Raw genomic sequence first — 22,629 nt, forward strand, 5'->3', positions numbered from 1 at the left:
CACCAGGACCTGGCGTCCTGCTCACTGCGGCCGGCCGCACCGCGCACCGGCGGCGTGATCGGGGCCCGGGCAGCGGCGAGGACCCGGCCCCGGGCGTCGGCGCACACCACCCGTACCGCGGCGGTGGCCACATCGACTCCCGCGACGACGGGGACGGGCGCGGGCCGGGCACCGGTGGCTGAACTCATCTGCGGAGCAGGTCCTCTCGTACGCGGAAGGCAGGCAGGTCGGGCGCGTGGTCAGGTTGCGGGCGCGGTGAGCGGTTCGTCGTCGTCGGTGGCCTCGTGCAGGGACTTGCCCTCCCTGATGGCCTCCTCCGACGCTTTCGGCAGACGCAGGAAGAGTGTCAGCACGGCGGCGACGACATACAGGCCCGCGAAGATCAGCACCACCCCGTCCCGGCCCAGCGGGCCGAGGAAGAGCGACACGATCGCGGGACCCACGAAGGCGGCGCCGCCCGCACCCAGGTTGAGCAGGGCCATCGCGCCGCCCTTGTTCCCGGGGGCCAGCGACGGCATCAGCGCCGAGATGGGCACGAACCCGGCGAGCGTGGCGCCGTAGACCATGCCGACACCGACCGCGACCCAGTAGTTCCCGGTCAGCAGCTTCGGCACGAAGTACAGCGCCAGGACACTCACCGCACAGCCGACCGCACCGAACCAGCCGATGGTGGTGCGCCAGCCGATCCGGTCGCTGACCACCCCGAAGAGCAGATTGAAGAAGATGTTGGTGGCGAACATGATCGAAAGCAGTCGCAGCCAGTCGCCGTCGGTGAAGCCCATCTCGTCGGTGAAGAACGCGGGAAGGATCACCCAGAGGCCGAACTGCGGCGCGGTGTTGATGATGCGGACGATGCAGCCGACGGTGACCTTCGGATGGGTCCAGACGATGGAGAGGCTGCGGGCCAGCGACTGGACCGGCCGGACCCCGGGCGGCGCCAGCCGTGCGAAGCCGGTCCGCTCACGCACCCCGACGAGGCAGAAGGCCCCGCCCACGGCGATCACACCGAGCGCGATCCACAGCGTGCCGAACTTCCCGAACAGCGGGTTGGTGACGGACGCGGTGAGCGAGCCGAGCGTCGGCAGCCCGCCCGTGAAGGCGAAGTAGAACCAGCCGACGGCCGCACCCAGCCTGGCCACCGGCGCCGTCGCGGTCACCCACACCAGGAACGAGAAGGCGAAGAGCGGATAGCCGAATCCGCGCAGCCCGTAGAAGACCAGCATCAGCGGGTAGTTGCCCTGTGCGGCGCCCAGCGACAGGAACAGCACGTCGAAGACGATCCAGACGGTCAGCCCGATCTGCATCACCCGCCGCGGCCCCCACAGCTCGGACAGCGCGCCCGACAGCCAGGATGCGAGCATGACGGTCACGCCGTACGCCGTGATCACATAGCTCGCACGGACTTCGGTGCCTGCGCCGTTGCCCTTGATGAACGGGGCGATGAACCCGGACTCGACCCCGTCGCCGATCATGAAGATCAGGACGCCGATGAAGCCGAACAGCAGCGGCCGGGGGATACCGGCGCGGTCCCAGACCGTTCCCGTACGTGCGGCGGTGCTCGCGGCGGTGCTGCGCATAGCTCGTGCCTCCACTGTGAGGTGTCATCGGCCCACGGGCGTACGGCCCCGACGAGAACGCATCATGACCTCTGTGAAATTAACACGCAATACTTTAAGAAGCCGTGTTATCGGCCCGTGGCCGCGACCCTGACATCCGTCCGCTCCCGCAGCGCGGCCAGCAGCTCCGCCTCCACCCGGTCGTCCACCACCAGATGGTCGAAGTCCTCCACCGGGCCGAGCCGGTGCAGCGCCGTCCTCGCCAGCTTCGTACGGTCCATCAGCAGCACCTTCCGGGTGCCCGATGCCAGCATTGCCCGCTTCACCAGCACCACGTCCTGCTCCTGGTGGTACGTCATCCGGGCGTCCATCGCCGACGTGGAGACCAGCACCATGTCCACCGAGAGCGCCTCGACGGCCTCCAGGCACGCGACGCCCAGGAACGAGTCGTGCGGGTGCGAGTACTCCCCGCCCAGCGAGATCAGCCGTATCCCGTCCCGGCCCGCGAACAGGTCGATGACCCGCCTGGCGTTGGTCACCACCGTCAGCGGCTCAAGATCCACCAGCAGCGCGGCCAGCGCGAGCGCGGTCGTGGAGTCGTCGAGCAGCACCGACATCCCCGGTTCGACCAGCCCGGCCGCGGTCTTCGCGATCGCTTCCTTCTCGGTGGTGTTGACACCGAGCCGGTAGTCGAGATTGGACTCGAACACGGTCGACGGCAGCGCGGACACCCCACCCCTGAAACGGCGCAGCACCCCGCGCCTGGCCAGCTCGTCCAGGTCCCGGTGCACGGTCATCAGGCTCACGCCCGTCAGCTCCGCCAGCTCGGCGCCGCTCGCGGTCCCGCTGGCCAGGACGTGCTCCGTGATGATCTGCCTGCGGGCCTGGGCGCCGTTCGTCGTCATACGGCCAAGTTTCGCGTACCGCCCGCGGGAGCCGGCCGGGTGGGGACGTTCAGCGACCGCAGCGCCGTACGGTCACCGCTCACCTCGATCTCCGTCACAGCCGCGTTGTCGAGCCGGGGGAACACCAGCCGGTAGCGCCCCACGGGGATGCCCAGCATCGCGCACAGGGCCATGCGCAGCAGCGTGTTGTGTGCCACCACCAGGACCGTCGCACCCGGGTGGCGCCCGGCCAGGGCCCGCAGCGCCTGCGACGCTCGGGCCGCCGCGGCCGACGGCGGCTCGGAACCGGGGAAGGCCCCGGTCTCCGCGTCCTCGCGGAACCGCCGCACCGCACCGGCGTCCTCGGCGGCCATCTCCGCGATGGTGCGGCCCTCGCCCCAGCCGAAGTCCACCTCGCGCAGCGCCTCGACGACCTCGGGCTCCGTACCGAGGGCGCGGGCGGCCGGACGGGCGGTGAGCAGGGCCCGGCTGACCGGCGAACTGGCCACCGCGTCGACACCGCGCAGCCGCGCCCAGTCCGCGAGATCCTCCGCCTGCGCCAGGCCCTTCGCCGTCAGCGGCACGTCGGAGACCCCCGCGTACCGGTTCTCCGCATGCCACCGCGTCTCGCCGTGCCGTACCAGCAGCAGCCGGGCCTCCATCGGATCTCCCTCCCTCGCGGCGGGCCGCCCACGCCCGGGACGGGGCCGCCGGGACCGTGTCGGCCCATTGATTCTTCAAAACGATGATGTTAAATCTATCAACGCCCATGATAGTGATGCAGCGGCCGGGCAGGTGCGGCACCGCTGACGCACCGCGCCCCCGTGACCCGAAGAAGGGCCCAGCCCATGCGCATCCTCGCCGCCGGTGACCACTTCGTCCTCCCCGATCTGCTCCGTACCGCCCTCCGCGAAGAGCTGGGCACCGCCGCCGAGCCCGGCGGAACCGTGGAGATCGGCGAACTCACCCTGCCCTGGCCGCACGAGCCCTTCGGTCCGGTCGGTGACGTCCACGAGGCCAGCGGTACCGAGGACCAGATGATCGCGGCCCTCGAAGGCGCCGCCCTCTGCGTCACCCAGATGGCCCCGTTCACTGAGCGGGTCTTCGCGGCCTGCCCTGACCTCCGCATGGTGGCCGTCTCCCGGGGCGGCCCGGTCAACGTCGACCTCACCGCCGCCACCCGGCACGGCGTCGCCGTCTCCTTCGCACCCGGACGCAACGCCCCGGCGGCGGCGGAATTCGCCATCGGCCTGATGCTGACCGCCATGCGCCGGATCCCCACAGCGGACGCCGAACTGAAACGCGGCGTCTGGCGCGGGGACTTCTACGCGTACGACGAAGCGGGCACCGAACTCGACGGCGCCACCGTCGGCCTCGTCGGGTACGGCGCCATCGGCCGCATCGTCGCCCGCGTGCTGCGTGCCTTCGGCGCCCATGTCCTGGTCGCCGACCCGTACACCGATCCCGTCGCCGCCCGCGCCGACGGCGTCGAGCCGGTCGCCCTCGACCAACTCCTCACGCGCAGCAGCGTGGTGAGCCTGCACGCCAGGCTCACCCCACAGACGCACCACCTCATCGACGCCGAGAAGCTCGCTCTGCTCCCCGCCGGAGCGGTCCTGGTCAACTCCGCCCGCGGCGGCCTCCTCGACTACGCCCCACTGCCGGACTTGCTGCGGAGCGGCCGAATCGGAGCCCTCGCCCTCGACGTCTACGACATTGAACCGCCGCCCGCCGACTGGCAGTTGCACACCGTCCCGAACGTCGTCACCGCCCCGCACCTGGCCGGGGCGACCCGGCAGACGGCGCACCGCGCCGCGGCCATCACCGCGGCCGAGGCGGGCCGCTTTGTACGCGGCGAGAAACTGGCCCACCCCGCCAACCCCGAGGTCCAGGAGGCCGCGCGGCCATGAGCGTCATCATCGGCGTGGACATCGGCACCTCCGTCACCAAAGCCGTCGCCTTCGACGGCGAGGGCCGGCCGCTCGCCTCCGCGACCCGCCGCAGTCACCTGGAGCGGCTGCCGGGAAGCCGCGTCGAGCAGGACCTCGACGACGTCGTCCGTACCGTCGCCGAAGTCGTACGGGAGACCACCGCCGCACTGCCCGCGCCACCCGCCGCACTCGCCCTCACCGGCCAGGGCGACGGCCTGTGGCTGCGCGACGGGCAGGGCCGTGCGGTCCGCCCGGCCATCTCCTGGATGGACGGGCGCGCATCCGACCGGGTCGCCGGTTGGCTGGCGGACGGCACCGTACAGCGGGTCTACGCGCGGACCGGCTCCGGCATGTTCCCCGGCTGCCATGCCCCACTCCTCGCCCACCTTCAGGAACACGAACCGGAGAGCCTCCGCGGCGCGGCCGTCGCCGGCTACTGCGTGGACGCCGTCGCCCAGCGCCTCACCGGCAGTATCAGCGTGGACGCGTCCGACGCGACACTGCCGTTCCTCGACCCGGTGACCCGTTCCTACGCGCAGGAGGCACTCGCCGCCTGCGGAATCGAGAGCCAGGCCCATCTGCTGGCGGCCCCGGCGCCCCCCGGCACCGTCCTGCGCCTCGACACACAGGGGGCCGCTCTCCTGGACCTGCCCGTAGGGCTGCCGCTCGCCTCGGGCCCCTACGATCTGCCGGCCTGTGCCATCGGCAGCGGGGTGCGGGAGGTGGGCGACGGCCTGCTGATCGTCGGCACCACCCTCGCCTGCCAGGTCCTCACCGACCGTGCCCGCACGGACAGTTCCGCCGAACCGGCCGGCATGTCGCTCTGCACCCCCGACCCGGGCCGCTGGCTGCGGTCCATGCCGGCCATGGTCGGCACCGCCGCCCTCGAATGGATCCTCACGCTCACCGGCACTGCTACGGCCGACCTCGGTGCCCTGCTCGCCGACAGCACGCCGGGCGCCCGCGGAGTCACGGCACTGCCGTTCCTCTCCGACGCGGGGGAGCGCGCGCCTTTCGTCGACCCGCAGGCCCGCGGCCAACTGGACGGACTCACCCTCGCGCACACCCGCGCCGACGTGGTCCGCGCCATGTGCGAGGCCATCGGCTACGCCGCGCGCCACTGCCTGGTGGCCGCAGGGCTCTCCGGCACGCTCGCCGCGTGCGGCGGCGGCACCAGGTCCGGCCCGTGGACCCAGCTCTTCGCCGACATCCTGGGACGGGAGATCCGCGTCCCGGTGGAGAGCGAGGTGGGGGCGCTCGGCGCGGTACGGGTGGCCCGCCGCTTCCTCGGTGAACCCGCGGGTACGAAAGCGCAGTTGTTCCACACCGTCGAGCCGGGGGAGGGGTGCCGCGAGGTGTACGAGGACGGCTACGCCGCCTACCGCACCGCACTGGCCGCGGCGCGCACCCAGTGGGACGGGCCGCCTGTACGGGCCAGGACCGGGGCGAGCGTCGCGTAAGGCCGCGGCCTGTTCGGCCCGTACGACGGCCGCCGCTGTACGCTCCGGCCGCTGTACGACTGCGGTCTCTGTACGACTGCGGTCTCTGTACGACTGCGGACGCCGTGCAGCTCCCGTCCCCGTACGACTGCGGTCGCCGTGCGACGCCGTCCCCTCCCGTACGCCTCGTCCCGTGAGCCTGGATCCCGAACGGTCCGCAGCCTGTGGCCAGTTCCTGTTCCGGGCCTACTCAGCCGCCCTACCAGACAGTAGCCTCAACGGAGTTCTCCGTACTCACCGTTGGAGGCTCCATGCGCGTATCCCTGTTCAGACCCGCCCGGCTCGCGCTGACGGCCGTGCTCCTCGCAGCCGTCGCGCTGCTGGGCTTCTCCGCCCCGGCCTCCGCCACCGGAGCCGCGGCACCGCGCTACTACCTGGCGCTGGGCGACTCACTGGCTGCCGGATACCAGACGCTGCCCGGCGGCGGACATGTCACCGGCCGCGGCTATGCCCAGGACATCGCCCGGACGCTGGCGGCCCGCGCGGCTGGTGCGGGACAGCCCTTCGACTTCGTCGGGCTCGGGTGTCCCGGCGAGACCACCGGCTCCATGATCGACGGCCCCTGCCCTTACCCTCATTCGTACACCGGCTCGCAGCTGGCCGAGGCCGAGCGCTTCCTCCGCCTCCACCGCGACGACCGGGTGGTGGTGACCCTGGACATCGGCGCCAACGACGTCGACGGCTGTCTGACGGACGGGAACATCGACCTCGGGTGCGCCGTGTCCGGTGTCGGGAAGGTGGGTTCAGGTCTCAACACCATCCTGGGCCGGCTGAAGGCGGCGGCCGGACCGCAGACCCGGATCGTCGGCATGAACCTCTACGACCCCTTCCTGGCAGCCTGGCTGACGGGCACTCAGGGCAAAGCGGCGGCCACTCTCTCCGTACCGCTGGCCGACACCCTCAACGCCACGATCGGGCTGACCGACGCCGCTCACGGGGTGCCGACCGCCGATGTGGCGTCCGCCTTCCGCACCAACTCCTTCCTTCCGCCGACTGCCCTGAACGGACAGCGGGTACCGCTGAACGTGGCGCGCATCATGCAGTGGACGAACATGGCGCGCGGCGACATCCATGCCAACGACACCGGGTACCAGGCCATCGCCGACGCGTTCCTGAAGAAGATCTGATGCCGGGTGCCGAGCAGCTCTGAGGTCCGGTTCAGGCGAAGAGGCGCTCCAGGACGACCGCTATCCCGTCGTCCTCGTTGGAGAGCGTCACCTCGTCCGCGGCGGCGATGAGTTCGGGATGGGCGTTGGCCATGGCCACCGCGTGTCCGGCGCGGCGGAACATCGGCAGGTCGTTGGGCATGTCCCCGAACGCGACCAGCCGCGCCGGGTCATGGCCCAACACCTCGGCGGCCAGGGCGACTCCGGTGCCCTTGTCGACACCGCGGGGCCCGAGCTCCACGGTGCCGGGGCCCGCCATCGTGACGGTGGCCAGATCGCCCACGGCGGTACGGGCGACGGCCGCCAGTGCGTCGTCCGAGAGCAGCGGGTGACGTACGAGGACCTTGATGACGGGCCTGGCCCAGAGCCCCGACCGCTGCCCGACCCGCAGGACGGGCAGCGTGGGGTGCGGCATCAGGTACCCGGGCTCGGCCAGCGTCCGGCCGTCGGGCCCGTCCTGGTCGACGGCGGCGAAGACCGGCCCCGTCTCGGCCTCGATCTTGCCGAGCGCCGTGTCGGCCGATTCACGGTCGAGCGTCACCGACTTCAGCATCCGGGCCGACCCGGCGTCGTACAGCTGGGTGCCCTGCCCGCAGACGACAGGGCCGCGGTACTCCAGAGCGCCGATCAGCCCGAGGACGCCGGGAAGCGACCGCCCGGTGACGATCAGATGCCTGGCCCCGGCCCTGGCGGCCAGGGCCAGCGCGGCGCGGGAGCGGGGGCTCACCGTGTCGCCGCGGCGCAGCAGGGTGCCGTCCAGATCGGTGGCGACGATGTCATATGCGGGTGTGGTGGACATGGGCGTCAGCCTAGGGAGATCCTTCCTGGCCGGATCACGCGGTACGAGACGGGCCCGGCCGGTTCACGCGGTATGAGACGGGCCGGCCGCATCGCACGGTGCGATACGGGCTGGCCGCGTCGCAGGGTGCGAGACGGGCCGGCCCAGCACCGGTAGTGAGTGCGGGGCCGGCCGCGGCACGCGGCAGTGAGCACGGGCCCCCCGATCACGTGCGATGAGGTGCGCGTACGGGCCGCGGGGCCGGGGCTCAGCCGGCCGTCCAGTCGGCGTTCGCGCCGCACAGCACCACACACGGCTGCTGTCCTGGCACCCTGCCTGCCAGCCACGCGGCGAAGGAGGCGGCAGCCGCGGGCTCGACGGCGATCCGGCACTCCTCCCACAGGCGGTCGCGGGCCCGGAGGATCTCCTCGTCGCTGACGAGCACCGACTCCACCCCGTACGAAGCGACGATGCCGAACGGCACCGCACCGATCTGCGAAGCCCCGAGCGCGGACGAAGCGACCGAGTCCACGGGGGAGTTCACCGGTTTGCCCGCCGCGAGCGCGTCGTGCAGTGCACGGCAGCCGTCGGGTTCGACGGCCACCACATGGCGCCCGCCCGCCGCGAGCGCCGTGCCCGCGGTGAGTCCGCCACCGCCCGCGGCGACGGCGAAGGCGTCCGTCCCGGGGGCATCGGCCACCACCTCGGCCGCGAGGGTGCCCTGCCCCGCCACGACCGCCGGATCGTTGTACGGGTGGAGGAAGTGGCAGCCGGGCCGCTCGGCGGCCTGCTGGGCGGCCTCGGCGGCATCGGCGAACGTCGCGCCATGCCGTATCAGCCGCGCACCGGCCTCCTCGATGCGCCGGGCCTTCGCCTCGGGGGCCGTCTCGGGGAGGTAGATGGTCGCAGGGAGGCCGAGCAGCGCGGCGGCGGTGGCGACGGCGAGGCCGTGATTGCCGCCGGAAGCGGCGACGATGTGGCCGTCAGCCGCCGATTCCAGCATCGCGTTGACCGCACCGCGCAGTTTGAACGAACCGCTGCGCTGCAGGTACTCCAGCTTGAGGACGACACGGCGTCCGTCGATCTCCAGGTCCAGCAGCGGTGTGCGCCGGACATGAGGGCGGATTCTGTCTGCGGCTGCCGCGACGTCGGTGGCCGAGAGCGGCTGGGTCTGGTTCATGCTCCCCATCCTCACCAGGCAGGACCGTCAGCACCAAACAGGGCTGTCGCCTCTGCGGCCGGGACCGTGACCTCGGCCGTCGTCGCCGTCGGTCAGGCGGTGGCCGCCGGAGCCCGGTCCGTCGCGAGCTTCACGGCCAGTGCGCCGAGGACGGTCCCCATGAGATACCGCTGGACCCGCAGCCACACCGGGCGCCGTGCGAGAAAGACGGCGATGGTTCCGGCGGCCAGGGCGATGGCCAGGTTCACCGCGAGACTGACGGCGATCTGGATGCCGCCCAGTACGAAGCCCTGGAGCAGGACGTGGCCCGCGTGGAGGTCGATGAACTGCGGGATGAGCGAGAGATACATGATGGCGATCTTCGGGTTGAGCAGGTTGGTCACGAGCCCCATGGTGAAGAGGCGCCGGGTGGAGTCCGGCGGCAGCTGCTGAGGGGCGAAGACCGATGTGCCTCCGGGGCGCAGGGCCTTCCAGGCCAGCCATGCCAGGTAGGCGGCACCGGCGAGCTTCACGGTCAGATAGAGCTCGGGTACGGCCAGGAACACGACGGAGAGCCCGAGGTTGGCCGCGCTGAGATAGACGAGAAAGCCGACGGCCACCCCGGCCAGCGATATCACTCCGGCGCGTCGGCCCTGGGTGATGCTGCGCGAGACGAGGTACATCATGTTGGGCCCTGGTGTGAGCACCATCCCGAGTGACACCGCTGATACGCCGAGGACGGCGTGTGTTCCGATCATGGGGCCATGGTCGGTGCAAACGGGGTCCGGGCACCAGTGACTATTCCCCGGCTGCCGGCTCCCGGCAGTCCGGCTGGAACCGGCTCTCTGCTTCCGGTGCGGGCGGCAGGCGGCGGAGCGCCCGACGGCCGGGCCCCTGTGGCTCGTTGGGGTCCGGCCGTCCGAACTCCGTTGTGCGGGGATCCGGTTCGTACTGCCGCGGTCAGCCGCCCAGGATGTCCGCGAAGGCCAGCTGGCCCTGTGTCACACCGCTGCACGTCGGCGAAGCAGCCGTGGTGACGGAGCCGCAGGACTGGTCCCGGTTGACCGACCAGTACGACAGCCGCCCCACACCATTGCTGTCGGCCCAGCTCTTCACCGTCGAGGCGTCGGCCGTCGAGAAGACCGAACCGTCGTCGTTCACACCGATCATGGGCGTGATGCCGAGATTGGCGTAGGTGTAGCCCGGGTCGACCGACTGCATCTGGGCGAGGGTGGCCTTCCCCGCGCTGATCGCCGCCTGCCCCATGTCCTGGGAGCCCTGGTAGTAGTCCATGGTCATGATGTTGACGACGTCGATCTTGACGCCCGCGTCCTTGGCGGCCTTGAGGATGTTGACGCCGTCGGCCGTGAGGCCGTCGGGCAGGACGGGCAGGGTGACCGAGAACGTCAGGCCCGGGTTCGCCGCCTTGAGCGTCTTCATCGCGCTCATGTTGCGGGCCGCCGCAGCGGTGTCCGCGATGGCACCGCCCTCGATGTCGAAGTCGAGCGAGCTGGGTCCGTAGGAGTCGATGATCTTCTGGTACCCGGCGTTGATCGCGCTCTGGTCCGTACAGCTCCAGGCGAGCGGCAGCCCGGCCGCACCGCCCGACGACACGATGACGGACGCGCCCTCGGACTTCGCCTTGCTGATCAGCGGGTCGGTGTACGAGTCGTCGCCCACCGGGAGTGTGTCGCCCCAGATCTGGTTGCACCCGGAGCCGATGACGAATCCGGCGGTGAACGTCTTGACCCCGTGCTGGGTGATCGCGGTGTCGAGCAGCCCTTCCTGGGAGTTGGACATGTCGGTGTACGGGGCGAAGCTCGCGGCGGCCTTGACGCTCACCGGTGTCGCCGCGGCGGGACCGGCGGTCAGGGCGGCTCCGGCTACGGCCAGCCCGGCAGCCGCGAGAACGGCGGCGGCCCGGGAGGCGGAGGTCGTTCGACGTGACGTGGTGGGGGGACGTCGACGCATGGTCCGGTCCTTTCGATGACAGTGGGGAACGTCATCAAGGTGCAGTGGGCCGGAGGAGCAAGGGGTCGGCCTGGGCGACAACTTGACGGCGTGCAGACATGAGATTGGACTAGACCAAGAGGGCTGTCAAGGTTGTGGTCCGAAGTCATGGGCGGGCGTGGGCGGATGGGGGCGGAGCCCGGGGTCGGGGGCGTGAACGGCCCTCGCCGGGCTGGATGTTGCGACCCGGCCGGCAGGCTGTCGCACGTTCGCCCGTGGGCGGCTTCGGAGGATGCGGGCGCGGGTACGAGTGGGGGTCCGAGGTGGGTCGGGAGTCCTGGGACGCCGACGGTGGCGGCCGCTCCGACCTGGTAGGGGCGGCGCTGAGAGGGGTCGCCGGGTTGGCGAATATCACACGTCGACATACCTACTCAAAACGGACATTTCGCACCGTTTGTCCGATGTCCGAGCCGCGGAAGCCTCTACGGTTGCTCTGATCCAGGAACGGGAATCCGAGCCGGCCCGCACAGTGACCGGCCCCCGTCCGGCAACTCTCCCTGCGGGTCACGCCCCGGATCCGGGCTGTCCACCGCAGACCGTCCTGCCGGGCGGAACTCCACCGAAGCAGCGGTAGACCGGCCTTCCGGCCCGGTCGTGCGAAGTCGGGCGATATCGATTTCGAGCCACCGCGGGAACAGGACGTACCTCCATGCACCGATCACGCATACCGGCCTGCGCGCGGCGCGGACTCGCCGTCTCAGTGGCAGCGGGAGCGCTGCTCAGCCCGTTCGTCGGGGCGGGCACGGCCTCGGCGAGCACCGCAGGGGCCCCGGAGAGCGCCACCGGCTCCGCGAGCGCCGCCGTGGGCGGCTCGAAGGTCGTCTGCACCTCCAAGAAGGCCGGCCTGGCCCCCGAGCTGTCCCACGACATCGCCGGCGCGCTCAAGGGCCGCAAGGACTCCTCCGCGCTGGCTGTCTACGACCGCAAGACCGGGACCAGCTGCGCGTTCAGGGCGGGGACGCACTTCGACTCGGCGAGCGTGGTGAAGGTCACGGTGCTGGGGACGCTGCTGCGGGAGGCCGAGGAGTCGCACCGCAAGCTGACCGCGCGCGAGGTGAAACTGACCACCGCGATGATCACGAAGTCCGACAACGACTCCACCTCTGCTCTCTGGCGTCAGCTCGGAGCGGCCCGCGTCAAGCACTTCCTCGGGCTCGCGAAGATGCGGCACACCGTCCCGGGGTCCGGTGGAACGTGGGGGCTCACGCAGATCACCGCGGCCGACCAGCTCACCCTCATGCGGCTCCTCTCGACGAAAAACTCGGTGCTGAACGAGACCTCGCGGAGCTATGCCCAGGGGCTGATGTCCAAGGTCGAGGCCGATCAGAAGTGGGGAGTGCCCACGGGATCACCGGCCACCGCCACGACGCACGTCAAGAACGGCTGGCTCTCGCGTGCGAAGGACGGCTGGCGGGTGCACAGCGTCGGCTTCTTCACCGGAAAGGGCCACGACTACGGCATGACGGTTCTCTCCACCGGAAACCACACCATGGCGTACGGCATCGACACCATCGAGGGTGCGTCCCGCGTCATCCACCGCGATCTGAACAGCAAGGTGCGGGCGGCTGCGAGCCACTGAGCGGATTCCTCTGGATATCCACTCCTTGGAGTGACGGAAGTGTCACGGTGTGTGAGGCGGGGCAGATCGGGAGCGCACACACGCACCGTCACGAAGGGACTCCGTCATGAAGCCTCAGCCCCGTCCGCGCCGCACCTTCCGCCGCGTCGTCACCGCCGCCCTGGGCGCGGCCGCACTGACGCTCACGTTCTCCGGTTCCGCCCAGGCCGCGGAAGGTGAATTCGTCTATGTCTTCCATGATTCCAGCGGCGCCCCGGAACTGGGCCGCCTGGTGAACCCCCCGAGCCGGGAGTGCATCACGCTCCCGGAGGTGGCGGAGGAGTGGATCACGCCCGCTGCCGACAGCCCGCGCAACTTCACGGACGCCACGGCTGTCGTTTTCTCCGGCGCCGACTGCCGGGGCGACCACTTCGCTCTGCGGCCCCACGGAGGCCACGCGTCGGAGCGTCTGAAGCTGCGCTCGGTCAGCTTCTCCTGATGCCCTGATGCCCTGATGCCCTGATGCCCTGATGCCCTGATCTCCTGATTCGGGATCCGTACCGCGACGCTCGGCCCCCGGCCCGGGGGCCGAGCGTCGCGGTGCCGTTCCACGCAGGGGTGGGCTCCCGTCCCTCAGCCGCCGATACTCTTCGGGGTGCGGCGGCGCAGCCATTCCGACGGCTTGCGGTGCGGGGGGCGAGCGGTGATGTCACCGCCGCGGGACCGCCCGGACAGTCGCACCCGCAGCGTGACGGGGGAGTCGGGGGTTGACGAGGGCCGGATCTTGATGTCGCCGCTGCTGCGCTCCAGGTCGTCGGTGTCGACCACGATGCCCGGCCGGGTGACCAGAATGAGGTTTCCCCCGATGCGCAGGTCGACATCGATGTGCAGGGTGCTGTGGGTGATCACCGCATCGGTGAAGTCCAGCTTCGCGTCGCCGAACATCAGCCGGATCTCCATGCGGCGCGGGACCAGCCAGCGGCCGTTGCGGGTGATGTCGCCGAAACGCTGGTCGATCCGGACCAGATCCCTGGCTTGCGGCGGCATACCGTCCGAGGGCAGATCGGCGGTCAGCTCGGCGAGTTGGCCCATGGTGCGGGCCGACAGTGCGGCGTCCAGGCGCTCGTCCAGCTCGGCCGCGGTGAGCCGGCCGTCGCCCGCCGCCACTTGCAGAATCTCGACGACCTGGTCCCGCTCACGGTCGGATGCCCGCAAGTCCGGCGACATGCCGCTTCCGGAAGAGTCGTCGGCCGGTTTCGGTTCACCCGTCATGCCCGCATTCTGCTGGATGGCCCACCGTGCCGCAATGTCGGCCCTACGGCAGGACGGGGACGACTGGCCGGCGATGTGTCTCCGTACCGGAACAGCAGTGCCCGGTCACCTCGTTGCGGCGGACAGCGGCCGGGCCGGGGTGATGTTCCGGGCGTGCAGAACGACGTCGAACCAGGCCGAGAGCGAGCCCCCTGCCAGGCGGTAGGCGGCGTTGTCCGCGGCGTCGTGGGCCGGGCCGATCATCCGGGTCCTGCCCGGTTCGTCGAGCCAGGACCGGACGGGGGCGGGTCCTTCGGCGTGCAGGTCGAGAAAGAAGGCATCCAGACCCGCGTCCCCCAGGACCGCGTCGGCGAACTCCGGTGGCGGGGCAGGGATCGCATAGGGGGCCATGCCGTGGTGGAACATGACACCGATGGACACATCACCGGCTCCGAAGTGCTCCCGGAGGTAGCTCCCGCCCGGAATCACGCCCGGAGGTACGACGCAAGGCACACCTGCGAGTCGGGGGTGCGGGGAGACCGGCGCCGTCCGGGGCCCGTAGCTCCGTACGCGGGCGGCTGCCCCCCCCGGAGCGTGAAGGGGACCTGCGGAGCTGTCGGCTGTTCTAGAGTTCCCAGGTCAGTCCCGTCACTTGATGACCTGAGAAGGAAGCACGGATTATGCCGACAGAGACGTTCGAGTTTCAGGTGGAAGCGCGCCAGCTTCTGCAGATGATGATCCACTCGATCTACTCGAACAAGGACGTGTTCCTGCGTGAACTCGTCTCCAACGCCTCCGACGCGCTCGACAAACTTCGTCTCGAAGCCCTCCGCGACGACTCTCTCGGTGCGGACGTGTCCGATCTGCACATCGCCATAGAGCCGGACGAGAAGGCTCGTACGCTCACCGTGCGCGACAACGGAATCGGTATGTCGCACGACGAAGTGGTCCAGCTCATCGGCACGATCGCGAACTCGGGTACAGCCAAGTTCCTCCAGGAGCTCAAGGAGAAGGAAGCGGAGGGCGCCGCCGCCGACGGTCTGATCGGTCAGTTCGGTGTCGGGTTCTACTCCAGCTTCATGGTGGCTGACGAGGTCACCCTGCTGACCCGCCGTGCGGGCGAGAGCCACGGCACCCGCTGGGTGTCGACCGGCGAGGGAACGTACACCGTCGAGACCGTGGACGACGCGCCGCAGGGCACAGCGGTCACCCTCCGGCTCAAGCCGGAGGACTCCGAGGACCGGCTGTACGACTACGCGTCACCCTGGAAGATCCGGGAAATCGTCAAGCGCTACTCGGACTTCATCACCTGGCCCGTCCGGCTGATCACCCAGCCGCCGGCCGCCGGCACGGACACGGCGCAGACCGAGCCGGAGCCGGGCACAGGTCAGGACGCGGGCCAGGGCGCGGGCGAAGGCGCCGACGCGGCCGCACCGGCCGAGCCCGAGACCCTGAACTCGATGAAGGCGCTCTGGGCGCGCTCGCGCGACGAGGTCACGGACGACGAGTACCACGAGCTGTACAAGCACATCAGCCACGACTGGAACAGCCCCCTCGAAACCATCAGGCTGCAGGCCGAGGGAACCTTCGAGTACCAGGCGCTGCTGTTCATCCCGGCGCATGCGCCGCAGGACCTGTTCACCCAGGGCTACCAGCGCGGCATCCAGCTCTATGTGAAGCGCGTCTTCATCATGGACGACTGCGAAGCGCTGATGCCGCCGTATCTGCGCTTCGTCAAGGGTGTGGTCGACGCGCAGGACCTGTCGCTCAATGTGTCGCGCGAGATCCTCCAGCAGGACCGGCAGATCCAGCTGATGCACCGCCGTCTGGCGAAGAAGGTGCTGTCGACGGTCAAGGACATGATGTCCGGCGAACCGGACCGCTACGCCACGTTCTGGCGGGAGTTCGGCCGTGTCCTCAAGGAAGGACTGCTGAGCGACTTCGAGAACCGCGACGCCATCCTCGGTGTCTCCTCCTTCGCCACCACCCACAGCGACGAGGAGCCGGCCACCCTGCGGCAGTACGTGGACCGTATGAAGGAGGGCCAGGAGCACATCTTCTACCTCACGGGCGAGTCCCGTCAGGCCATCGAGAGCTCCCCGCACATGGAGGCGTTCCGGGCCAAGGGCATCGAGGTGCTCCTGCTCACCGACCCCGTCGACGAAGTATGGGTCGAGGCGGTCCCGGAGTTCGACGGCAAGCAGCTGAGGTCCGTGGCCAAGGGCGAGGTCGACCTGGGCACCGAGGAGGAGAAGAAGGAGGCCGGGACCGAACGCGAGAAGCAGCAGCAGGAGTTCGAGTCCCTGCTGACCTGGATGACGGAGCGGCTGGGCGAGAACGTCAAGGAGGTGCGCCTCTCCTCGCGGCTCACCGTCTCACCCGCGTGCATCGTCTCGGACACGCATGATGTGACGCCGGCGCTGGAGAACATGTACCGCGCCATGGGCCAGGCCGTGCCCCACGTCAAGCGCATCCTCGAACTCAACCCGGGACACCCGCTGGTCACCGGGTTGAACAAGGCGTACACGGCACGGACGGACGACACCGGCCTCGGTGGTCTCGAAGAGACGGCGGAGCTTCTCCACGGCATGGCGCTGCTCGCCGAGGGCGGCGAACTGACCGATCCCGCACGCTTCGTCAAGCTGCTGGCCGACCGGCTGGAGCGCACCCTGTAGTCACGGCTGTACGGGCCTCGCGCCCGGGGGAGCGTCCCGCCGCACCGCGCGGGGCGCTCCCTCCTGGCTGTGGCCTGTGGCCCGTCAGTGCATCGGGACCTGGTGCGTCAGCCAGCGGAAGACCTCAGGGACCTGCTGCTTCCACACCGCGGTGGCGTGCCCGCCGGTGCCGGCGGGCAGTCTCACGGCCCGCACGGTGGTCGGGTGCCTGGCCACCTGCCTGAGGGCGACGGCTCCCGGATAGCCGTCAGTCGCCGCACCGGAGACGAACAGCGCGAGCCTGGGCGGGACCCGGTCGTGCTGGAGGATCTTCCACGGGTTGTTCAGATCACGCAGCCGAGGCGTCCGCGCCGTGAGCGAGGCCGGTTCGCCGACCGGGTCGTTGTAGCCGGACAGGCCGATCGCGGCCCGGTAGCGGTCCGGGTGTTTCACCCCCAGCTCGACCGCGCAGTGCGCGCCTGCCGAGTAGCCCGCGACGGCCCAGCCGGCCGGCTTCTGTTCGGCCCGGAAGGTGTCCGTCACCATCTTGCGGACGTCAACACTGAGCCAGGTATCGGCGTTGACCTTGCCGGGGATGTTGGCACAGCCGGTGTCGGCGTTGCCCAACAGCGTCGTACGGGGCGCGACGATGATGTACGGGGCCACCTCACCGCGCAGCATCAACGGAGCGAGCTGCGTGTTCACCTGCAAGGCCCCGAACCAGGCCCGGGCCGAGCCCGGGTAGCCGGGAAGCACCTCGACCACCGGGAAGTCCCGGTGGCGGTAGGCCGGTTGACCGTACTGCGGCGGCAGCCAGACGTAGACCTCGCCCGCCACCCCCGATATCTGCCCCTTGAGCTGGGTGACCTGCACTCCGGGGCCCATCCGGGGGTCGCCCGCGGGCCGGAATCTCTGCTTGATCCGTGGCTCGGTCCTGACGGACTTGCCGCCGGTTCCGTCCGGGCCGAGATCGGCGGCGGCGTTCACATGGCTGCCGGTCCCGAGGAGGTCGTCCCAGTTGTCGTAGAGGCCGTTGGAGTTGTTGACGATCACGAACACCAGGAGCACCCCGGTGGCCTGGACGACGAGCAGCATGACCAGGCGCGCGGTGTGCCGCACCGCCCCGGGGCCACGGATCCGGCTCCAGAACACCAGCGGAAGGGCGAGGGCCGCCGCCACCAGCACGATCGACGTCAGAAAGAAGGGTGTCCCCGTAAGGCTCATCAGAATCTCGTCTCCGGATAACGAGGAGCCGCGGGGGCATCGCTGCCCGTCCCGGGCCCCGGTCCGGTGAAGGAGATGGCCGGGGACGCACCGGGGTTCCCGAACGGCCGGGATCGGAGGCGGGGGCTCCGTCACCCCGTACTGACACCCGCCCTGGCAACTCGCCGCGCCGGAGCCGTGAGGCTGCGCCCTCAGTCCAGTGTCTGGGTGAGTTCGCTGCGGTCCTGCGTGTGTACGATCCTGCCGCGTGCGCCGTTGACGATCGGCAGGTACGGCGGGATGTGACCGCAGTCGACATCGGCGATGACCGGGACGTTCAGCGGGCCGAGCGCGTCCAGCACCGCCTGGTGCTGGGTGAGCGAGGGGGTGTCAGGCGCTGAAGTCCGTCCGACGAGGACCGCGTTCGCGTCGTCGAAGAATCCCGCCAGCCTCATTCCGTGCAGGTTTCGGCAGATGGCGAACGCGTCGTCGCCCGATGCCTCGACATACACGAGGAGCCCGTCCGGGGACTCGGCCCGGGCGAAGGAGGCAACGTCGAGGTACGGCGTGCCCGCCAGGTTGCTCAGAGTTTCGATACAGCCCCCGATGAGACGTCCTTCGACATCCACATGGCCGTGGCCGTCGAGCCTGGTCCATCTGCCGGGGGCGTCGAGCGTGTACTCGGATGCTTTCGGATTGCTGCTGAAGTCGTCCCATCCCGTGGTGCGGTGACGGTTCGGAGGGACCTGCGTGAACGGGGGCCCCACCGGCGCCGCGGCGATGTCGAGCCACGACAGCAGCCCTTCGGGCACCCTGTACGGCGTGTCCATGAGGTTGTTCCCGTGGATGGTCGCCGTCCCGGTGAGGAGGGTCAGAGGCGTGAGCAGCGTCGATATGTCGGAGTAGCCGACGACCCAGGTTGGCTCGGCCTCACGCAGCCGGTCCCAGTCGAGCAGAGAGATGAGGTCGATCGCGGTCTCACCGCCCCACGGCGGAACCACAGCCCGGATTCCGGGATCGGTCAGCATCGATGTCAGCTCCTGCGCGCGCTTAGCGGCGGGGGCGCTGATGTGCCCCGAACCGTCCATACAGCGCCCGACGGTCACCTGGTATCCGAGTGCCTCGATGGTGCGAACCGCCACGTTGAGCCGCTCACGCAGGCCATCCGGCACTCCGCTCGAAGGCGAAGTGATGCCGACACGGTCACCGGGGCGCAGAGGGCGCGGATATCGAACAGACATGTGCCAGATTCTGCCATCAGGTCACACCGCGAATCACGGTGCCGCGAACGCCTGAGCCACGGCGAGACTGTCCTCATAGACGTGGTGCCGGGTGACGAGGCCGTCCTCGACCGTGAGATGCAGCGCGAACCGGGCCCGGTACGCGCGTTCGGTGGCCCGGGCGGTCTGACGGATCTCGCCGAGCACGACCGCGTCGCAGCGGTCGATGAGGATGTGCTCGATCTTGGTGGCCGCGAGCCCGGGGATATGGTGCTCGGCCAGCTCACGATAGTGCGCGGCAGCGTCGGCGCGGGTGGACCGGTGGCGGATCCACGGGGTGGCCGTGCGCCCGTGTTCGGTCTCCGGCCAGTTCAGCTTCCAGTCGCCCCTCTCTGCGTACAGCTCCGCGATCCGTTCCGGGTCGCCCTCACCGATCCGGTGGAGCAATTCCTCCACCACGTGGCGGGTTGTCATGGGTTTGGCTGTGGGCACGGTGCGGTTCCTCTCGTCTGTGGCTCTTCGTCCGTCAACTCTGGTGCGGACACTCCTGCGTGGGATTCCGTGCCGGTGCTGTCCGCGTCGATGAGGTGCGGGGTGTCCCCATCCTCGACGTCGTTGGAAGCGACCGGCAATTACCTCCCGGGTAAGTACGGCAGGTGTGGCCGGATCTCGGCCGTGCGGCTATTGAGGGGTGAGGGGGGGGGGGCTGAGGTTCATGGCGGTTTTCCGGCATCAGTTGGCAGAATATTGGAAGTGCGACAGGCGCGGGGTGCCGAGCATGGAGGTGTGTCCAGGAACAAGTTGATCCCTCTGTTGTCCGTCGGTCACGCATGTGTGGACGTGTACCAGGGCTCGGTAGCGGCACTGGTGCCGTTCTTCGTCGCCGAGCGTGCGTACAGCTACGCCGCCGTGTCCGGCATCGTCCTCGCCGCGTCACTGCTGTCGTCGGTGGCCCAGCCCGTGTTCGGTCTGCTGACCGACAAGTGGGCGATGCCATGGCTGCTGCCCGTGAGTACTCTGCTCGGTGGAGTCGGAATCGCGCTCAGTGGCGTGAGCGGTTCCTACAGGCTGACGTTGGTGTTCGTGGCGCTCTCGGGGCTCGGTGTGGCGGCCTACCACCCCGAGTCGGCGCGGGTCGCGCGGCTGGCCAGTGGCGGCAGCCACAGTGGGATGGCGTGGTTCTCGCTCGGTGGCAACGTCGGGTTTGCGGTGGCGCCGCTCATGGTCTCGGCGGTTGTGCTCTCCGGGGGTCTCCGGCTGTCGCCGTTGCTTGTGATCCCCGCCGTGGCGGGAAGCGTGCTCTGTGTGCCGGCGCTGCGGGCACTGGAGAGGAGTGGATCCAGGCGCGCCGGTGAGGCGGTGAACACCCGTCGTGATGACCGTACTTCGTTCGTGAAGCTCTCGCTCGTGGTGGTCTGCCGCTCCATCGTCTTCATCGGACTGAGTACCTTCATCTCGCTCTACGCCAAGCAGCGCATGGGCGGCAGTGCGACGGCGGGCACCGCCGCACTGTTCGTGCTCTACCTGGGTGGCGCGGTGGGCTCTGTGCTGGGCGGCAACCTGGCAGGCCGGTGGGACCGGGTGACGGTGGCCCGCTGGTCGTATCTTGCGACGACGGTCGCGGTGGCGGGGATTGTGACCGTTCCCGGGCCGGTGCTCTATCTGTTCGTGGCACTGGCTTCGGTGGGTCTGTATGTGCCGTTCTCGCTCCAAGTCACCCTGGGGCAGGACTACTTGCCGTCCAGGGTCGGCACGGCCAGTGGGATCACGCTGGGTCTGACGGTGAGTATTGGTGGTCTGGCCAGTCCGTTGATCGGTGCTGTCGCTGATGCGACGTCACTCCGTACAGCGTTGGCTCCGCTGGTGGTGTTGCCGGTGGTGAGCTGGCTGCTGTTGCGTACGCTGCCTGAACCGGCCTTGCCCGGACCGGTGTTGCCTGAACCGGTGCGGTCTGAAGCGGTCATGCTCGCACCACAGGTCGCTGAGCGAGAGGCGGACAGCACCGGGGGAGCGTCTGCTCCCTGACCCTAGCCGACAGGGGGAACAGTTCCTGTCGTGTGTCGGGACAGGTCGGTGACGTCCCAGGCCGCCTCGATCATCTGGAAGATCTCGTCCACGGCGGCCTGTGGATCGACCGCCTCCCGGGCCAGCGAGTAGGCGTCGATCGCGAACCTCGCGATGGTCCGGCAGGCTGTTGTGGCCTGCGGCAGGCCGTGGTCGGCGGCGATGGCTGTTGCCAGCGTTTCCGCGTGGCGCAGTCTCATCGACTCTTCGTACTCCCGCAGCGCGGGCGATGTGTCGATCATGTGCCAGATCGGGGCGGCGCTGTCTGCTGTGCAGTGTTGCACCAGGGCCTGGATCGCCTTGTGCAGTGCGGGGATGAGGGACGCGTGCGGTGGCCGGCCGGTGGCGGCCTGTGTGAGGCGTTGCTCGAAGGTGTCGTCCTGCTCGAACACCAGGGCCTCTTTGGAGGCGAAGTGGGAGAAGAGCGTGGTGACGGCGACGTCGGCCTCGGCGGCCACGTCGCGGATGCCGACGGCGTCGTACCCGCGTTCCAGGAAGAGCCGCAGGGCGGCATCAGCGATCTTCTGGCGGGTCGCGGCCTTCTTGCGCTCGCGGCGTCCGGACTGCTCGGGCATGCCCTCACGCTATCAGGTGCGAAGCCGTACCGGTTCCAAAAGGCTAACCGTTAGTGCTACGGTCCACCGCATGAAGAAGATGAGCTTCGCCGAGTTCGGCGGTCCGGAAGTTCTGCGACTCATAGATGCCGAGGAGCCCCATGCGGGCCCCGGCCAGATACGCATTGCCGTGCGGGCGGCGGGTGTGAACCCCGTCGACTGGAGGATCCGTGAGGGTCAGGTCCTGGGGGCCCACCCGACCGTGCTGCCCTCCGGGGTCGGGATCGACGCCGCGGGAGTGGTGGACGAGGTGGGTGAGGGCGTCGAAGGGGTCGAGGCCGGTGACCATGTGTTCGGTGAAGGGTCCAGCACTTATGCCGAGTTCGCGGTGTTGTCGGCTTGGGCCGGGGTGCCTGAGGGGCTGACGTTCGAGGAGGCGGCGGGGTATCCGTCCGTGGTGGAGACCGCGTTGCGCGTCATCCGTGAGGTTGGTGTGCAGTCCGGTCAGACACTGCTGGTCAGCGGTGCCTCCGGGGGAGTCGGATCAGCCGTGCTGCAGATCGCCCGCGGCCGTGGGATCGGGGTGATCGGCACGGCGGGAGCCGGGAACCAGGACTATCTACGGGGTCTGGGCGCTGTTGCCACGACGTACGGGGAGGGGTGGGTCGACCGAGTGCGTCGGCTGGGCCGCGTCGACGCGGCGCTCGATCTGGCCGGCTCAGGCGTGATCCGCGAGCTCGTCGAGCTGACCGGGGATCCGCGGAAGGTGATCTCCATCGCTGATCTCGATGCGCCGAAGTTCGGTGTGCGGTTTTCTGGTGTGGCGGGGAGTGTGGTGGAGGCGTTGGTTGAGGCTGTGTTGTTGATTTCGCGGGGGGAGCTGCGTATTCCGGTGGAGAGGTCGTACAGGCTCGCGGAGGCTGCGGCGGCACATGTCGACAGCCAGGCTGGTCATACGCGGGGGCGTCGGGTGGTGGTTGTTTGAGTTGTTTGTGGTGCGGCCGGCGGGGCGGGTGTGTAGTGGGGGAGCGTTGCGAGTTCGGCCTGGGTGCCTTTTTGGGCGGGGAGGTCGGGTGCGTGGTTGCTGGTGGTGGTGTTGGTGATGCCTTTGCCGGGTTCGTTGGCGGTGGCGTGGTGTTCGT

The 22,629-nt window shown here is 69.7% G+C and carries 21 protein-coding genes and 1 pseudogene; 8 read left to right on the top strand and 14 right to left on the bottom strand.

Going from position 1 to position 22,629, the window contains the following annotated elements; translation table 11 throughout:
- The 4 genes and pseudogenes from G3I19_RS20010 to G3I19_RS20025 form a co-directional block, all read right to left on the bottom strand.
- Nucleotides 1-188: pseudogene (locus tag G3I19_RS20010) on the bottom strand (carbohydrate kinase); the annotation flags it as partial.
- A gap of 51 nt (nt 189-239) precedes the next feature.
- Nucleotides 240-1,577, bottom strand: a complete 1,338-nt coding sequence (locus tag G3I19_RS20015; protein WP_203599794.1) for an MFS transporter — start codon at nt 1,575-1,577, stop codon at nt 240-242.
- A 107-nt stretch (nt 1,578-1,684) separates the two neighbouring features.
- A complete protein-coding gene (locus G3I19_RS20020) occupies nt 1,685-2,461 on the bottom strand; it encodes a DeoR/GlpR family DNA-binding transcription regulator (RefSeq protein ID WP_164265027.1) in 777 nt (258 codons plus the stop codon).
- The gene (locus G3I19_RS20025) at nt 2,458-3,102 is read right to left on the bottom strand and encodes a histidine phosphatase family protein (RefSeq protein ID WP_164265028.1); all 645 of its coding nucleotides are present in this window, start codon (nt 3,100-3,102) and stop codon (nt 2,458-2,460) included. Before G3I19_RS20025 ends, G3I19_RS20020 begins: the two co-directional genes overlap by 4 nt.
- Nucleotides 3,103-3,288: 186 nt before the next feature.
- Here G3I19_RS20025 and G3I19_RS20030 point away from each other — a divergent pair, with 186 nt between their 5' ends.
- The 3 genes from G3I19_RS20030 to G3I19_RS20040 all read left to right on the top strand — a co-directional run bounded on the left by G3I19_RS20030 (nt 3,289) and on the right by G3I19_RS20040 (nt 6,997).
- Nucleotides 3,289-4,350 (top strand): 2-hydroxyacid dehydrogenase, encoded by a 1,062-nt coding sequence (locus G3I19_RS20030; RefSeq protein ID WP_164265029.1) that lies wholly within the window; start codon nt 3,289-3,291, stop codon nt 4,348-4,350.
- Nucleotides 4,347-5,831 (top strand): FGGY-family carbohydrate kinase, encoded by a 1,485-nt coding sequence (locus tag G3I19_RS20035; RefSeq protein ID WP_164265030.1) that lies wholly within the window; start codon nt 4,347-4,349, stop codon nt 5,829-5,831. Before G3I19_RS20030 ends, G3I19_RS20035 begins: the two co-directional genes overlap by 4 nt.
- 290 nt (nt 5,832-6,121) lie before the next feature.
- A complete protein-coding gene (locus G3I19_RS20040) occupies nt 6,122-6,997 on the top strand; it encodes an SGNH/GDSL hydrolase family protein (RefSeq protein ID WP_164265031.1) in 876 nt (291 codons plus the stop codon).
- Between the two features lie 31 nt (nt 6,998-7,028).
- Here the strand turns inward: G3I19_RS20040 and G3I19_RS20045 are convergent, their stop codons facing one another.
- The 4 genes from G3I19_RS20045 to G3I19_RS20060 all read right to left on the bottom strand — a co-directional run bounded on the left by G3I19_RS20045 (nt 7,029) and on the right by G3I19_RS20060 (nt 10,944).
- A complete protein-coding gene (locus G3I19_RS20045; RefSeq protein ID WP_164265032.1) occupies nt 7,029-7,835 on the bottom strand; it encodes an HAD family hydrolase in 807 nt (268 codons plus the stop codon).
- Between the two features lie 247 nt (nt 7,836-8,082).
- Nucleotides 8,083-8,994, bottom strand: coding sequence for a serine/threonine dehydratase (locus G3I19_RS20050; RefSeq protein ID WP_239074595.1), 912 nt, complete (start codon nt 8,992-8,994; stop codon nt 8,083-8,085).
- 92 nt (nt 8,995-9,086) lie between these two features.
- On the bottom strand, nt 9,087-9,731 hold the full coding sequence (locus G3I19_RS20055) for a LysE family translocator (RefSeq protein ID WP_164265034.1): 645 nt from the start codon (nt 9,729-9,731) through the stop codon (nt 9,087-9,089).
- A 202-nt stretch (nt 9,732-9,933) separates the two neighbouring features.
- Nucleotides 9,934-10,944, bottom strand: coding sequence for a chitinase (locus tag G3I19_RS20060; protein ID WP_164265035.1), 1,011 nt, complete (start codon nt 10,942-10,944; stop codon nt 9,934-9,936).
- A 688-nt stretch (nt 10,945-11,632) separates the two neighbouring features.
- Between G3I19_RS20060 and G3I19_RS20065 the strand changes: the two genes are divergently transcribed.
- The gene (locus G3I19_RS20065; protein ID WP_164265036.1) at nt 11,633-12,562 is read left to right on the top strand and encodes a serine hydrolase; all 930 of its coding nucleotides are present in this window, start codon (nt 11,633-11,635) and stop codon (nt 12,560-12,562) included.
- Between the two features lie 106 nt (nt 12,563-12,668).
- Nucleotides 12,669-13,040 (top strand): hypothetical protein, encoded by a 372-nt coding sequence (locus tag G3I19_RS20070; protein WP_164265037.1) that lies wholly within the window; start codon nt 12,669-12,671, stop codon nt 13,038-13,040.
- Between the two features lie 134 nt (nt 13,041-13,174).
- Here the strand turns inward: G3I19_RS20070 and G3I19_RS20075 are convergent, their stop codons facing one another.
- On the bottom strand, nt 13,175-13,813 hold the full coding sequence (locus tag G3I19_RS20075; RefSeq protein ID WP_239074597.1) for a DUF1707 domain-containing protein: 639 nt from the start codon (nt 13,811-13,813) through the stop codon (nt 13,175-13,177).
- 105 nt (nt 13,814-13,918) lie between these two features.
- Entirely contained in the window at nt 13,919-14,305 is a 387-nt protein-coding gene (locus G3I19_RS20080; RefSeq protein ID WP_164265038.1) for an erythromycin esterase family protein, read from the bottom strand.
- A 167-nt stretch (nt 14,306-14,472) separates the two neighbouring features.
- On the opposite strand from G3I19_RS20080, the gene htpG reads away from it, so the two are divergent.
- A complete protein-coding gene (gene htpG / locus G3I19_RS20085; RefSeq protein ID WP_164265039.1) occupies nt 14,473-16,467 on the top strand; it encodes a molecular chaperone HtpG in 1,995 nt (664 codons plus the stop codon).
- Nucleotides 16,468-16,551: 84 nt separating this feature from the next.
- Here htpG and G3I19_RS20090 read toward each other — a convergent pair whose 3' ends face one another.
- From G3I19_RS20090 to G3I19_RS20100, 3 genes are all read right to left on the bottom strand, one after another.
- Nucleotides 16,552-17,670: an alpha/beta hydrolase-fold protein gene (locus G3I19_RS20090; RefSeq protein ID WP_164265040.1), complete on the bottom strand. Its 1,119-nt coding sequence runs from the start codon at nt 17,668-17,670 to the stop codon at nt 16,552-16,554.
- A 191-nt stretch (nt 17,671-17,861) separates the two neighbouring features.
- Complete coding sequence (locus tag G3I19_RS20095; RefSeq protein WP_164265041.1) at nt 17,862-18,890, bottom strand: S66 peptidase family protein; 1,029 nt, start codon at nt 18,888-18,890, stop codon at nt 17,862-17,864.
- Nucleotides 18,891-18,923: 33 nt separating this feature from the next.
- Nucleotides 18,924-19,343, bottom strand: coding sequence for a nuclear transport factor 2 family protein (locus tag G3I19_RS20100; protein WP_164265042.1), 420 nt, complete (start codon nt 19,341-19,343; stop codon nt 18,924-18,926).
- Between the two features lie 312 nt (nt 19,344-19,655).
- Between G3I19_RS20100 and G3I19_RS20105 the strand changes: the two genes are divergently transcribed.
- Nucleotides 19,656-20,894 (top strand): MFS transporter, encoded by a 1,239-nt coding sequence (locus G3I19_RS20105; protein WP_164265043.1) that lies wholly within the window; start codon nt 19,656-19,658, stop codon nt 20,892-20,894.
- Between the two features lie 2 nt (nt 20,895-20,896).
- Here the strand turns inward: G3I19_RS20105 and G3I19_RS20110 are convergent, their stop codons facing one another.
- The gene (locus tag G3I19_RS20110) at nt 20,897-21,508 is read right to left on the bottom strand and encodes a TetR/AcrR family transcriptional regulator (protein ID WP_164265044.1); all 612 of its coding nucleotides are present in this window, start codon (nt 21,506-21,508) and stop codon (nt 20,897-20,899) included.
- Between the two features lie 70 nt (nt 21,509-21,578).
- Here G3I19_RS20110 and G3I19_RS20115 point away from each other — a divergent pair, with 70 nt between their 5' ends.
- Nucleotides 21,579-22,472: an NADP-dependent oxidoreductase gene (locus G3I19_RS20115; RefSeq protein ID WP_164265045.1), complete on the top strand. Its 894-nt coding sequence runs from the start codon at nt 21,579-21,581 to the stop codon at nt 22,470-22,472.
- The last annotated feature ends 157 nt before the right edge of the window (nt 22,473-22,629 follow it).

The organism is Streptomyces sp. SID10853 (genome assembly GCF_010548145.1).
In the GTDB taxonomy this organism is placed as follows: domain Bacteria; phylum Actinomycetota; class Actinomycetes; order Streptomycetales; family Streptomycetaceae; genus Streptomyces.

Coding starts and splice junctions, on each gene's coding strand:
- G3I19_RS20070 (WP_164265037.1), top strand. CDS start 12,669: ATGAAGCCTCAGCCCCGTCCGCGCCGCACCTTCCGCCGCGTCGTCACC.
- G3I19_RS20090 (WP_164265040.1), bottom strand. CDS start 17,670: ATGAGCCTTACGGGGACACCCTTCTTTCTGACGTCGATCGTGCTGGTG.
- G3I19_RS20035 (WP_164265030.1), top strand. CDS start 4,347: ATGAGCGTCATCATCGGCGTGGACATCGGCACCTCCGTCACCAAAGCC.
- G3I19_RS20015 (WP_203599794.1), bottom strand. CDS start 1,577: ATGCGCAGCACCGCCGCGAGCACCGCCGCACGTACGGGAACGGTCTGG.
- G3I19_RS20100 (WP_164265042.1), bottom strand. CDS start 19,343: ATGACAACCCGCCACGTGGTGGAGGAATTGCTCCACCGGATCGGTGAG.
- G3I19_RS20050 (WP_239074595.1), bottom strand. CDS start 8,994: ATGAACCAGACCCAGCCGCTCTCGGCCACCGACGTCGCGGCAGCCGCA.
- G3I19_RS20060 (WP_164265035.1), bottom strand. CDS start 10,944: ATGCGTCGACGTCCCCCCACCACGTCACGTCGAACGACCTCCGCCTCC.
- G3I19_RS20040 (WP_164265031.1), top strand. CDS start 6,122: ATGCGCGTATCCCTGTTCAGACCCGCCCGGCTCGCGCTGACGGCCGTG.
- htpG (WP_164265039.1), top strand. CDS start 14,473: ATGCCGACAGAGACGTTCGAGTTTCAGGTGGAAGCGCGCCAGCTTCTG.
- G3I19_RS20110 (WP_164265044.1), bottom strand. CDS start 21,508: ATGCCCGAGCAGTCCGGACGCCGCGAGCGCAAGAAGGCCGCGACCCGC.
- G3I19_RS20055 (WP_164265034.1), bottom strand. CDS start 9,731: ATGATCGGAACACACGCCGTCCTCGGCGTATCAGCGGTGTCACTCGGG.
- G3I19_RS20030 (WP_164265029.1), top strand. CDS start 3,289: ATGCGCATCCTCGCCGCCGGTGACCACTTCGTCCTCCCCGATCTGCTC.
- G3I19_RS20025 (WP_164265028.1), bottom strand. CDS start 3,102: ATGGAGGCCCGGCTGCTGCTGGTACGGCACGGCGAGACGCGGTGGCAT.
- G3I19_RS20045 (WP_164265032.1), bottom strand. CDS start 7,835: ATGTCCACCACACCCGCATATGACATCGTCGCCACCGATCTGGACGGC.
- G3I19_RS20075 (WP_239074597.1), bottom strand. CDS start 13,813: ATGACGGGTGAACCGAAACCGGCCGACGACTCTTCCGGAAGCGGCATG.
- G3I19_RS20065 (WP_164265036.1), top strand. CDS start 11,633: ATGCACCGATCACGCATACCGGCCTGCGCGCGGCGCGGACTCGCCGTC.
- G3I19_RS20115 (WP_164265045.1), top strand. CDS start 21,579: ATGAAGAAGATGAGCTTCGCCGAGTTCGGCGGTCCGGAAGTTCTGCGA.
- G3I19_RS20020 (WP_164265027.1), bottom strand. CDS start 2,461: ATGACGACGAACGGCGCCCAGGCCCGCAGGCAGATCATCACGGAGCAC.
- G3I19_RS20095 (WP_164265041.1), bottom strand. CDS start 18,890: ATGTCTGTTCGATATCCGCGCCCTCTGCGCCCCGGTGACCGTGTCGGC.